Source organism: Burkholderia sp. BCC0044 (assembly GCF_902832955.1).
GTDB lineage: Bacteria > Pseudomonadota > Gammaproteobacteria > Burkholderiales > Burkholderiaceae > Burkholderia.
In genome coordinates this window covers 419,097-431,587 of record NZ_CADFDO010000001.1, presented here as the reverse complement: position 1 = coordinate 431,587, position 12,491 = coordinate 419,097, and the positions used below count along the sequence as shown (strand labels likewise).

Annotated in this window: 10 protein-coding genes and 1 pseudogene; 5 read left to right on the top strand and 6 right to left on the bottom strand. The window is 69.8% G+C overall.

Annotated elements, in window-relative coordinates; all coding sequences use genetic code 11:
- The first annotated feature begins 4 nt into the window (after positions 1-4).
- The 4 genes from HWX14_RS01945 (at position 5) to HWX14_RS01930 (ending at position 4,597) form a co-directional block, all read left to right on the top strand.
- Positions 5-838 (top strand): M90 family metallopeptidase, encoded by an 834-nt coding sequence (locus HWX14_RS01945; RefSeq protein WP_069621260.1) that lies wholly within the window; start codon positions 5-7, stop codon positions 836-838.
- A gap of 158 nt (positions 839-996) precedes the next feature.
- Positions 997-1,263 carry a type B 50S ribosomal protein L31 gene (locus HWX14_RS01940; RefSeq protein WP_174390782.1) on the top strand — a complete coding sequence of 89 codons (267 nt, stop codon included), beginning with the start codon at positions 997-999 and terminating at the stop codon, positions 1,261-1,263.
- A gap of 143 nt (positions 1,264-1,406) precedes the next feature.
- Positions 1,407-3,239: a glycosyltransferase family 39 protein gene (locus HWX14_RS01935; protein ID WP_175881330.1), complete on the top strand. Its 1,833-nt coding sequence runs from the start codon at positions 1,407-1,409 to the stop codon at positions 3,237-3,239.
- 2 nt (positions 3,240-3,241) lie between these two features.
- Entirely contained in the window at positions 3,242-4,597 is a 1,356-nt protein-coding gene (locus HWX14_RS01930; protein ID WP_175881329.1) for an MATE family efflux transporter, read from the top strand.
- An 11-nt stretch (positions 4,598-4,608) separates the two neighbouring features.
- On the opposite strand, the gene lipA is transcribed toward HWX14_RS01930, so the two are convergent.
- From lipA to HWX14_RS01900, 6 genes and pseudogenes are all read right to left on the bottom strand, one after another.
- Entirely contained in the window at positions 4,609-5,574 is a 966-nt protein-coding gene (gene lipA / locus HWX14_RS01925) for a lipoyl synthase (RefSeq protein ID WP_175881328.1), read from the bottom strand.
- Between the two features lie 2 nt (positions 5,575-5,576).
- Positions 5,577-6,692, bottom strand: a complete 1,116-nt coding sequence (locus HWX14_RS01920; protein ID WP_175881327.1) for an acetoin dehydrogenase dihydrolipoyllysine-residue acetyltransferase subunit — start codon at positions 6,690-6,692, stop codon at positions 5,577-5,579.
- A 4-nt stretch (positions 6,693-6,696) separates the two neighbouring features.
- Positions 6,697-7,701, bottom strand: coding sequence for an alpha-ketoacid dehydrogenase subunit beta (locus HWX14_RS01915; protein ID WP_175881326.1), 1,005 nt, complete (start codon positions 7,699-7,701; stop codon positions 6,697-6,699).
- A gap of 54 nt (positions 7,702-7,755) precedes the next feature.
- On the bottom strand, positions 7,756-8,739 hold the full coding sequence (locus tag HWX14_RS01910) for a thiamine pyrophosphate-dependent dehydrogenase E1 component subunit alpha (protein WP_175881325.1): 984 nt from the start codon (positions 8,737-8,739) through the stop codon (positions 7,756-7,758).
- 95 nt (positions 8,740-8,834) lie between these two features.
- Positions 8,835-8,921: pseudogene (locus HWX14_RS01905) on the bottom strand (SDR family NAD(P)-dependent oxidoreductase); the annotation flags it as partial.
- A 58-nt stretch (positions 8,922-8,979) separates the two neighbouring features.
- Positions 8,980-10,038 carry an NAD(+)/NADH kinase gene (locus tag HWX14_RS01900; protein ID WP_175881324.1) on the bottom strand — a complete coding sequence of 353 codons (1,059 nt, stop codon included), beginning with the start codon at positions 10,036-10,038 and terminating at the stop codon, positions 8,980-8,982.
- Positions 10,039-10,569: 531 nt separating this feature from the next.
- Between HWX14_RS01900 and HWX14_RS01895 the strand changes: the two genes are divergently transcribed.
- Positions 10,570-12,489, top strand: coding sequence for a sigma-54-dependent Fis family transcriptional regulator (locus HWX14_RS01895; RefSeq protein WP_175881323.1), 1,920 nt, complete (start codon positions 10,570-10,572; stop codon positions 12,487-12,489).
- Positions 12,490-12,491 lie beyond the last annotated feature (2 nt).

Below are 12,491 nucleotides of genomic sequence, written 5' to 3'. Positions count from 1 at the left end.
CTCCATGCTTTCGAAACTGACCCGCTGGTTCGACGACCGCCGCCGCGACCGCGCGCTGCGCAGCCATCCGATTCCCGACGCGCTGTGGCACGAGACCGTCGAGCGCCTGCCGTTCCTCGCCGCCCTGCCGCCCGACGCGCTCGGCCGGCTGCGCGAGCTGACGAGCCTGTTCGTCGCGAAGAAATCGTTTTCGACCGCGCACGGGCTCGAACTGACCGACGCGATGATCGTCGCGATCGCCGCGCAGGCCTGCCTGCCCGTGCTGAATCTCGATTTGTCGCTGTACGACGGCTGGGTCGGCGTCGTCGTGTACCCGGGCGAATTCGTGATCCGCAAGACCGTGCAGGACGAGGACGGCGTCGTCCACGAAGTCGAGCAGGATGCGAGCGGCGAGGCATGGGAAGGCGGCCCCGTGATCCTGTCGTGGGAAGACGCGCAGATGACGGACGGCCGGGACGCGTACAACGTCGTGATCCATGAGTTCGCGCACAAGATCGACATGGTCAACGGCGCGGCCGACGGCTATCCGCCCCTTTTTCGTCGCTGGCATGCGCCGCACCTCGACGCGCAGGCGTGGGCCGACGTGTTCGAACATGCGTACGACCAGTTCTGCGCGCGCGTCGACGCGGTGCCGGACCGCGCGTGGGCGCGCTTCGAGCGGGATTCGCTGATCGATCCCTATGCGGCCGACCACCCGTCGGAATTCTTCGCGGTGTGCAGCGAGGCGCTGTTCGTGCGGCCGAAGGCGTTCGAGTCCGAATTTCCGGAGCTGTACCGGCTGCTCGCGCGCTACTACCGGCAGGATCCGGCCGGCACCGGCGCGCTCGACGCGCCCTGAAAATTATTCGTCAACCGTCTGATTTTCTGGCATAATCGCCGTTTTTCGACCTTAGGCAAGTGGCTCGCGCCGGGCTTGGCGTCGTCCGTGATACGCAAATGTGCGGATTCCGGCACGGCAAGCGGCGGGTTGGCTACCGCTCTCACCAAGGAAAGACCATGAAAGAAGGCATCCACCCGAATTACCGCGAAGTCGTCTTCCAAGACATGTCGAACGGCTTCAAGTTCATCACGCGCTCGACGATCCAGACGCGCGAAAACATCGAACTCGACGGCAAGACCTACCCGCTCGCCAAGATCGAAGTGTCGTCGGAATCGCACTCGTTCTACACGGGTCAGCAAAAGATCATGGACACGGCAGGCCGTGTCGAGAAGTTCAAGAACAAGTTCGGCGCACGCGCCAACGGCAAGGCTGTAGCAAAGTAAGCCTTGCACCGATCCGGTGGCGGCAACGCACCGGTACCGCACGAAAGGGCAGCCCAGGCTGCCCTTTTTTGTCTCTGCTCGCCCGGCAGGCGCCGCCCGGCGCCCGGGAAACGACCTGACGCACAACAGCGGGCGCGACTACAATGCCGGATGCTCGAAACCGGCTCGGCCGCGCGCGACCGCGCCGGCTGCCCGCCCATAACAAATCGCTCATCTGCATGAAGCCTGTCGTCCGTCTCACCGCCTCCGCCACGCGCGCGCTGCCGCGCTGGCTGCTGCTCACGCTCTGCTTCGTCTACGCGGCGTTCGGCCTGTTCGGCCGCGACCCGTGGAAAAACGAGGACGCGGCGGGCTTCGGCGTGATGTGGACGATGGCCAAGGGCGGCTGGCACGACTGGCTGCTGCCGAACCTGGTCGGCAAGTTCATCACGACCGACGGGCCGCTCGGCTACTGGCTCGGCGCGCTGTCGATCCGCGGCCTCGGCCCGTGGGTCGACGCGAGCAACGCGTCGCGCGTCGATACCGGCGTGCTGTTCTGCGTCGCGTGCGCGTTCGTCTGGTACGCGGCCTACCTGCTCGGCCGGCGCGCCGAGGTTCAACCGTTCAAATACGCGTTCGGCGGCGAGCCCGAGCCGCGCGACTACGGCCGCACGCTCGCGGACGGCGCGCTGCTGGTGCTCGTCGCCTGCTTCGGCCTCGCGGAACGCGGGCACGAAACGACGCCGCAGCTCGCGCAGTTCGCGTGGATCGCGATGCTCGTGTACGGAATCGTGCGCGGCATCGACAAGCCGCTGCAAGGCGCACTGTGGTGGGGCGTCGCGATGGGTCTCGTCGCGCTGTCCGGCAACCCGGTGCTGGTCGTCGCGCTGCTCGCGGGCACGGCCGCGCTGTGGCTCGTCACGCCCGAGATGCGCAACCTGCGCCTGCCGCTGGTCGGCCTGCCGCTCGCGGCCGCGATCTTCGCGCTGTGGCCGCTCGCCGCGTTCGTCGCGGCGCCCGACGACGCCGCCTGGTTCTTCAACCAGTGGATCCATGGCAGCCTGATGCGCTTTTCCGGCCCGCCGACGGCCGTGCTCGGCTATGCGGCGAAGAACCTGCCGCTGTTCACGTGGCCCGCGTGGCCGCTCGCGATCTGGGCGTGGTGGAGCTGGGCCGGCATGCGCCGCCGTGCGCACATCGCGATTCCGCTGTCGGTCGCCGTGCCGCTCGTCGGGCTCGTGATCCTGCAAAGCCAGCAGTCGAACCGCATGTACATGCTGCTGCTGCCGCCGCTCGCGGTGCTCGCGACGTTCGCGCTGCCGACCCTCAAGCGCGGCGCGATCAACGCGATCGACTGGTTCGCGGTGCTGAGCTTCACGATCCTCGGCACCTTCGTGTGGCTCGTGTGGCTCGCGTCGCTCACCGGCTTCCCGCATCCGCTCGCGCGCAACCTCGCGCGCCTCGTGCCCGGCTACGAGCCGCATTTCAAGATCCTGTCGTTCATCTGCGCGGTGATCGTCACCGTATGCTGGTGTTTCCTCGTGCGCTGGCGGGTGTCGCGACAGCCGAAGGTGCTGTGGCGCAGCGTCGTGCTGTCGGGCGCGGGCACCACGCTGATGTGGGTGCTGCTGATGACGCTGTGGCTGCCGATCGTCAACTACGGCCGGACCTATCGCGACGTCGCGCAACAAATCGCCGTGCACCTGCCGTCCGACTACGAGTGCATCTCGCCGGTGCGGCTCGGCGACGCGCAGATCGCGACCTTCGCGTACTTCGGCAACATGCACTTCGATTTCTCCGGCGACTGCGACGTGATCCTGCGCCAGGACCGCGCCGACTTCGGCGAGCCGAGCGCGATGTCGCAATACGTGTGGCGTCTCGTCTGGGAAGGCCGCCGCGTCGCCGACCGCGACGAGCGCTTCCGCCTGTACGAGCGCATCGAACGGCCGAAGGCGCCCGTCAAGCGGCGTCCGCCGCGCCGCCAGGCGGCCGATTGACGATGTTCGGCGACATCCGCCGGATCGTCGGTCTCGCGTGGCCGGTGCTGGTCGGCCAGCTCGCGATCATCGCGTTCGGCGTGATCGACACCGCGATGGTCGGCCGCTACTCGGCCGTCGATCTCGCCGCGCTCGGGCTCGGTTCGTCGATCTACGTATCGATCTATATCGGCCTGACGGGCATCCTGTCCGCGCTGCAGCCGATCACCGGGCAGCTGTACGGCGCGCGGCGCTATGCCGAGATCGGCGAGGAAGTGCGCCAGGCGCTGTGGCTTGCGCTGCTGCTCTCGATTCCCGGCTTCCTGCTGCTGCATTTTCCCGAACCGCTGCTGCGCGTCGCGCACGCGCCCGCCGCGCTGCACGAGCGCACCGTCGACTACCTGCGCATCCTGTCGTACGGGCTGCCCGCCAGCCTCGTGTTCCGCATCTACAACGCGCTGACCAACGCAGCCGGCAAGCCGCGGCTCGCGATGATCCTGCAGATCGGCGCGCTGCTGCTCAAGTTTCCGCTGAACGTGTGGTTCATCTTCGGCGGGTTCGGCGTACCGGCGCTCGGCGGCCCCGGCTGCGGGCTCGCGAGCACGCTGATCAACTGGGCGCTCGCGCTGATCGGCTACACGCTGCTCGCGAAGCTCGACGTGTTCGCGCCGCTCGCGATCTTCTCGCGCTTCTGCTGGCCCGTCTGGGAGCGCCAGAAGGCAATCCTGAAGCTCGGCGTGCCGATGGGCCTGTCGTACCTGATCGAGGTCACGTCGTACACGTGCATGGCGCTGTTCATCGCGCAGTTCGGCACGACGACGCTCGCCGGTCACCAGATCGCCGGCAACATCGGCGCGGTGCTGTACATGACGCCGCTGTCGATCGGCGTGGCGGCGTCGACGCTGGTCGCGCGCGCGCTCGGCGCCGGACGCGCCGACGAAGCCCGGCTGCTCGGTCGGCACAGCGTGATGTTCGCGTGCGGCATCGCGGCCGTGTACGGCATGCTCGTGTTCGCGCTGCGCCCGCTGATCATCGGCGGCTATACGCCGAACCCGGCCGTCGCCGCGGCCGCGATGCCGCTCGTCGCGATCGTCGCGTGCTACCACGTGTTCGATGCGCTGCAGGTCACGTCGGCGTTCGTGCTGCGCGCGTACAAGGTGGCGGTCGTGCCGACCGTGATCTACGCGGTCGCGCTGTGGGGCGTCGGACTCAGCGGCGGCTACCTGCTCGGCTTCGACGTCGGCGGCATCGCGCCCGCGTGGCTGACCGGCGCGCGCGGCTTCTGGTTCGCGAACACGGTCAGCCTGATGCTGGCGGGCGCCGGGCTCGTGCTGTACCTGCGCCGCGTCAGTCGCGCGCACGCCGCCGCCGCGGCCTGATATGCGGCGCGCTACGCGTCCTCCAGCACGTCGGCCGCGTGATACGACGAGCGCACGAGCGGGCCGGCGACGACTTCCCTGAAACCGAGCGCGAGCGCCTCGTCGCGCCACGCGGCGAACGCTTCCGGGCTCACGTAGCGCCGCACCGGCAAATGGTGCGCCGACGGCGCGAGATACTGGCCGAGCGTCAGCACGTCGACCTCGTGCGCACGCAAGTCGCGCAGCGTGTCGCGCACCTCGTCGTCGCGTTCGCCGAGCCCGAGCATCAATCCCGATTTCGTCACGAGCGTCGGCCGCGCGGCCTTCGCCTGCGCGAGCAGTTCGAGCGAACCGCGGTAGTCGGCGCCCGGCCGCGCCGCCCGGTACAGCGACGGCACCGTCTCGATGTTGTGATTGAACACGTCCGGCCACGCCGACGACAGCGCATCGAGCGCACGCGCCGCGCGGCCGCGGAAGTCGGGCGTCAGCACCTCGACGCCAATGCCCGGCACGCTCGCGCGCACTGCCGCGATGCATGCGGCGAAATGCGCGGCGCCGCCATCGCGCAGGTCGTCGCGGTCGACCGACGTGATCACGACGTAGCGCAACCCCAACGCCGCCGCGGCATCGGCGAGCCGTGCGGGCTCGTCGGGATCGAGCGGCTCCGGACGGCCGTGCGCGACGTCGCAGAACGGGCAGCGCCGCGTACACAGCCCGCCCATGATCATGAAGGTCGCGGTGCGCTGCGCGAAGCATTCGCCGATGTTCGGACACATCGCCTCCTCGCAGACGGAATGCAGCCGATGCTCGCGCAGCACGGCGGCCATGTCGGCCACCGCCGCGCTCATCATCGGCCGCGCGTGCAGCCACAGCGGCTTCGGCAGCGCCGCGCCGGCCGCCGGCTCGACGCGCACCGGAATGCGCGCGAGCTTGTCGCGACTTCTCGCGCCGGGCTGGCCGAGCGCCGTGAGGCTGGGTCGTTCGAGCGCGGCGGCCATCGTCAGTCTCCGAGGAATGCGACGATCAGGCTGTTCACGTCGGCGGCCGCCTCCATCTGCACCATGTGGCCGCTGCCGGCGATCACCTCGGCGCGCACGCCGTCCGGCAAGCCCTGTGCATGCCGCGCGGGAATCACCTGGTCGCGCTCGCCCCAGATCACGAGCGTGCGCGGCGCCAGCGACGCGATGCGCTCACGGAACACGCGGCGCTGGGTCGCGCCGTCGAACGCGGCGTTCGCGATCTTCTCCAGCGCGGCCTGCACGCCTTCGAGCCGTTTGTACTTGACGAGATCCTCGACGAGCTGCCGCGTGACCAGCGCGTTGTCCGCGAACAGCGCGCCGAGATGCGGCTTCAGCGTGTTGCGGCTGTTGCCGGCGACGAAGCCGTCGATGTACGCGCGGTTGATGTCGGCGCCGAGCCCGGCGCTCGCGATCAGCGTCAGCGATGCGACGCGCTGCGGCGCGCGCTCGGCCACCGTCATCGCGACTGCACCGCCCATCGAATGGCCGATCAGGTGCGCGTGCTCGATGTGCTGCGCATCGAGCAGCGCGAGCACCGTGTCGGCCAGCTCGTCGAGGCTGCCGTTCTCGACCGCCTTGGCCGATTCGCCGTGGCCCGGCAGGTCGAGCGCCCACACCGGCCGATGCGCGGCGAGCTCCGCGTGATTGAACAGCCAGTTGTTCAGGTCGCCGCCGAAGCCATGGATCAGCACGGCCGGCGTGTCCGAACCGTCGCCCAGTTTCAGATAACGGATCGTACGGCCGCCGATCTGCGCCTTCTCCGGCTGCGGGCCGGCCGCGTCGTCGGACGCCGCGCTCGGCACGAAATCGCGCTGGAAGTCGGCGATCGCCGCATCGATGTCGGCGTCGCTCGCATCGGCGGCCGCGACCACGCCGAGCAGCGCGCCGACCGGCAGCGTCTCGCCCTCCTGCGCGACCTGCCGGCGCAGCGTGCCGTCGAACGCGCATTCGACGCCCGACGAGATCTTGTCGGTCTCGACGTCGAGCACCTCGTCGCCCTTCGTCACGCGCTCGCCGATCGCCTTCAGCCAGCCGTTGACCTGCCCCTGCTCCATCGACAGCCCCCACTTGGGCATCGTGATCATGTGAATCGACATCGTGTCAGCTCCTCGTCTTGAGTACCGCCTGCGCGATCGCATCGGCGGACGGGATGTACAGGTCTTCCAGCACGCCGGCGAACGGCGTGGGCGTATGCGGCGCGGTCACGAGTTCGATCGGCGCCTTCAGCGAATGGAACGCGCGCTGCGCGACGAGCGCGGCGATGTCGGTCGCGATCGAGCAGCGCGGGTTCGCTTCGTCGACCACCACCACGCGCCCGGTGCGCTCGGCGCTTTCGAGGATCGTTTCCTCGTCGAGCGGCGACGTCGTGCGCAGGTCGATCACGTCGCACTGGATGCCGTCCTTGGCGAGCGTCGCGGCCGCGTCCATTGCGAGATGCACCATGCGGCCGTACGTGACGATCGTCGCGTCGTCGCCGTCGCGCAGCACGTTCGCCTCGCCGAACGGAATCGCATAGGATTCCTCCGGTACGTCGCCCTCACGGGTATAGAGCAGCTTGTGTTCGAGGAAGATCACGGGATCGTTGTCGCGGATCGCCTGGATCAGGAGCCCCTTCGCGTCGTACGGCGTCGACGGGCACACGACCTTCAGCCCCGGGATGTGCGTGAACAGCGACGTGAGCATCTGCGAGTGCTGCGCGGCCGCGCGCAGGCCGGCGCCGTACATCGCGCGGATCACGACCGGCGTCACGGCCTTGCCGCCGAACATGTAGCGGAATTTTGCGGCCTGGTTGAAGATCTGGTCGAAGCACACGCCCATGAAATCGATGAACATCAGTTCCGCGACGGGCCGCATCCCGCACGCGGCCGCGCCGACCGCCGCGCCGATGTAGCCGCCCTCCGACAGCGGCGTATCGAGCACGCGGCCCGGAAACTTGTGGAACAGCCCCTTCGTCACGCCGAGCACGCCGCCCCATGCGTCGTCCTCGCCCGGCGCGCCCGCGCCGCCCGCGTTGTCCTCGCCCATCACGATCACGCTGTCGTCGCGCGCCATTTCCTGCGCGAGCGCCTCGTTGATCGCCTGCGAATAAGTGATCTTCCTTGCCATGTCTGTCTCCTGGAATGTTCGGTTCGCCGTGCCGGCTGCGGGGTCAGCCCGCGCTCACGGATACGACACGTAGACGTCGGTCAGCAGGTCGGCCGCATCCGGCAGCGGCGCGGCCTTCGCCTGCGCGACCGCGTCGTCGATCAGCGCCTTCACCTGCGCATCGACCGCGCGCAGCTCGGCGGTCGTCAGCGCTTCGGCGCGCACGACGCGCGTTTCGAAATGCTTCAGGCAGTCCTTCTCGTCGCGCAGCTTCTGCACTTCGCCCGGCGCCCGGTAGGTTTGCGCATCGCCCTCGAAGTGGCCGAAGTAGCGCGTGAACTTCACTTCGACGAGCGTCGGGCCGCCGCCGTTGCGCGCACGCTCGACGGCCTCGCCGAGCGCCTCGTGCACCGCGAAGAAGTCGAAGCCGTCGACGATCACGCCCGGCATCCCGAACCCGTTCGCGCGATCGGCGATGTTGTCGGTCGCGACCGACCAGCTCGACGACGTCGCTTCCGCATAGCCGTTGTTTTCGGCGACGAAGATCGCGGGCAGCCGCCACACCGACGCGAGGTTCATCGATTCGAAGATCACGCCCTGGTTCGACGCGCCGTCGCCGAAGAAGCACACGCCGACGCCGCCCGTCTTCTTGTGCTTGGCCGCGAGCGCCGCGCCGCACACGAGCGGGCCGCCCGCGCCGACGATCCCGTTCGCGCCGAGCATCCCCATCGCGAGGTCGGCGATGTGCATCGAGCCGCCCTTGCCGTGGCAGACGCCCGTCTTCTTGCCGTAGATCTCGGCCATCATCCCGTGCACGTCGACGCCCTTCGCGATGCAATGGCCGTGGCCGCGGTGCGTGGTGGCCACGTAGTCGTCGAGGCCGAGGTGCAGGATCGTGCCGACGGCGGACGCCTCCTCGCCCGCGTACAGGTGAACGAAGCCGGGAATCTCGCCGGTCGCGAATTCGACGTGCAGGCGTTCCTCGAATTCGCGGATCGTGCGCATCAGCCGGTAGGCGTCCAGCAGCGTGTCCCTGCTGAGCTGTGTCGAAGCGGTCATGTGTGTCTCCTGGGTAGGTCTGACTGCGAATGCCGCCCCGGCCACGCCGTGGCGGCGGATTGCACGGCCTGCGGCCGTCAGTGGAACGTGAAGCCGCCGGCCAGCGTCAGCGCGATGCCGCGGCCGATGCCGCGCGCGCCGCCCGTGACGATGGCGACCAGTCCTTCGAGAGGGGCTGTCATGGCAATGTCTCCGTGATGATCGTTATGGATCGCGAAACGTCTTCGTCAAACCGGCGTATCAGTCGTGCCGCGCACCGGCATCGCGCAGCAGTTGCCGCGACGACGCGTAGCGCAGCGTGCGGCCGACGTCGACCGTCAACGGTCCGCGCCAGTCGAGCGAAATCTCGTAACGATCGCCGCGCACGACCTCGATCTCGCGCTCGCCGTCGAACGCGAGCGTGCCGCGCTCGAACGGAATCGCGTGCCACGCGCCCGGTTCGAGCCGCTCGCAACTGCGCATCACGACACGGTCGACGCGCCCCGGCGCGATCGGCGCGACGAGCGGCGTGCCGGTCGCGTTGCCGGCTGGCGCGAAGCGCATCGCGAGCCCGTGCGGTGCGCTGCGTTCGAGCGGCGCCCACGCGCCGCCGAGCGCGGACAGGCCGATGCCGTCCGGTTCCGCGAAGGTCAGGTAGAGCGAGTCGATGTCGTCGGAGCCGGAGATCGCGCGCGCGCCGATGAAGCGCTGCCGCGCGGCGCACACGTCGACCAGCGCGATCTCCTCGCGCCCCGGCTGCGCGCCCGCGACGCAGCGCACGACGAGCCGCTTGTTGCGCACGAACGCGACCTCGGCCGGCACGGCGCCGGTCGCCGCGAGCCCTGCGGCGACACCGGCGACGGTCGCCTCGCGGTGTTCGGGAAACGCATTGTTGGTGCCGGTGGACAGCGCGACGAGCGGCGTCGCGCCGCAATGCGCGGCCACCGCGCGATGGGTGCCGTCGCCGCCGAGCACGACGATCAGCGCCACTTCCATCCGGTGCAGATAGGCCGCGCCGGCCTGCGTGTCGGCGACGGAATCGGTGATCGGCAGGTCGACGAATTCGACCTGGGGCCAGCGCTCGTGCGGCGCGACCGCGCGATGCGTGTCGATCGCGCGCAGCAGCAGCGTCGCGATGCCCGTGCGGTCGCGCAGCGTCAGCACGCGCTCGACGCCCATCGCGCCGAGGCCGGCCAGCAGGCGCACGATCATGTTCGCCTTCTCCGCGGTCGGGAACACGGAGGCATGCGTCGTGAGGCGGCGGATGTCGCGCCCCGATGCGGGGTTCGCGATCACGCCGACGGTAACGGGCGTCGTCACGGATTCGTCTCCATCCAGTCGGCAGGGCCGGCGCATTGGCGCGCGCCGGCCCCGCCTGTTTCGTCCGCCGCCATCGACGGGCGGCGGATCGTCGTCGCCGACGCGATCGCGCCGGCTTGCCCGTCATTTCTGCAAGCGGCGTGCCATCGTGCATGCGATGGCCGCGAAACCCGCGTCCGCACTGGCGCGGCGGGCATGCGCGGGTTCGGACTCCGTGGCCGTGACGATGCAGCGCGCGGCAAATTCGCCGGGACGTCTCACGTCGCCGATACGGCAACGCGATCGCCGCTCCACCTGCGTATGCGCGGCGTTTCGCCCGCAAACCCCGTATTCACGCGGCGCCGCGCGCGCGACGATCTGCCGGACGAGCGCCGCGCGCCACGCATGCGGCCGTCTCAACTGCGCGAGACGCGGCGATACCGGTGAGACGACCGTCTCACGCGCGCCGCGTGCTGCGATGCAATGTGATCCGCCGGACCGGATGTGCTACAAGAACAGCGACATCCCCGCCGTACGGAACCGGAGCCGACCATGCCCTACGCCGTCCCCCAGGCCCAGCACGCCGACCGTGTCCTCGGTGCGCTCGCCGGACGCCTGCCCGCGCCGGCCGATTCCGCGCGCCTCGTGTCGTCATGGCAACGGTCGCTGGAGCGCTACCGTCTCGACCCCGCTTCGTCGATCGGCCCGCGCGTGCTGACCGCGGCGGAACTGCGCGAAGTGCGCGACAAGGAGGAAGCCTTCCTGCGCGCGTCGGGCCAGTGCCTGACGCGGCTGCACGACATGATCCGCGTCGCCGACTACTGCGTGATGCTGACCGACGCGCACGGCGTGACGATCGACTACCGGATCGACCGCGAACGCCGCAACGACTTCCGTCATGCGGGGCTGCACATCGGCTCGTGCTGGTCGGAAAGCGAGGAAGGAACGTGCGGCGTCGCGAGCGTGCTGACCGATCTCGCGCCGATCACCGTGCACAAGACCGATCACTTTCGCGCGGCGTTCACGACGCTCACGTGCAGCGCCGCACCGATCTTCTCGCCGGGCGGCGAACTGATCGGCGTGCTCGACGCGTCGGCCGTGCATTCGCCCGACGGCCGCGACAGCCAGCGCCTCGTCTACCAGCTCGTGCGGCAGAGCGCGGCGCTGATCGAGGACGGCTACTTCGTGCACAGCACCGCGCAGCACTGGATATTGTTCGGGCATCCAAACCGTCACTACGTCGAGGCGCAGCCCGAGTGGCTGATCGCGTTCGACGAATGCGGCAACATCGTCGCCGCGAACCGGCACGCGCGCGACGCGCTGCCGGCGCTGCGCGAGCCGCGCCATATCGACGAGATCTTCGATGCGACCGAGATGCCGCTGCGCGACGCCGCACGGCTCGATGCCATCGTCGCGCTGCGGGTGCGTGCGACCGGCGCCCCACTCTATGCGCGGCTGCGCGCGCCGCTACGGCGCGCCGGCCGCGAACCCGGCGCGGCGTCGCGCCGCCCGGGCACCGCCGCACCGCGTCACGTCGGCGCGCTGACGCCGTTCCTGCACAGCAGCGATGCGCGCATCGCGCAACAGGCCGAACTCGCGCTGCGCGTCGCGAGCAAGCGGCTGCCGATCCTCGTGCTCGGCGAAACCGGCGCGGGCAAGGAAGTGTTCGCCCGCGCGATCCACGACGCTGGCGCGCGGCGCGCGCGACCGTTCGTCGCCGTCAACTGCGGCGCGCTGCCGGAGGCGCTGATCGAGAGCGAACTGTTCGGTTATGCGGCAGGCGCGTTCACCGGCGCACGCAAGCACGGCGCGCGCGGCAAGATCGCGCTCGCCGACGGCGGCACGCTGTTTCTCGATGAAATCGGCGACATGCCGCTCGCGCTGCAGACGCGCCTGTTGCGCGTGCTGGCCGACGGCGAGGTCGTGCCGCTCGGCAGCGATACGCCGGTGCGCGTCGATCTCGACGTGATCTGCGCGACGCACCGCGATCTCGCGCGGATGGTCGCGGACGACACGTTCCGCGAAGATCTGTACTACCGGTTGAGCGGCGCGACGTTCGACCTGCCGCCGCTGCGCGAACGCGCGGACGTGCGCGACGTGATCGCCGCCGTCTTTGCCGAGGAAGCGCAGGCGACCGGCCACGTGCTCACGCTCGACGCGACGCTCGCCGAACAGCTCGCCGCGTACCCATGGCCGGGCAACGTGCGGCAACTGCGCAACGTGCTGCGCTATGCGTGCGCGGTGTGCGACGCCGCGCGCGTGACGCGGCGCGACCTGCCGGCCGACCTCGCCGCGCAACTCGGCGGCGCCCCGGCGGGCGCGCTGCCCGACGACGAACGCGGCCGCATCGTCGCCGCGCTCACCGCGCATCGCTGGCGGCCCGACGCGGCCGCGCAGGCGCTCGGCATGTCGCGCGCGACGCTGTACCGGCGCATCGCGAAGTACCGGATCGTCGCGCCGCACCGCGCGTGACG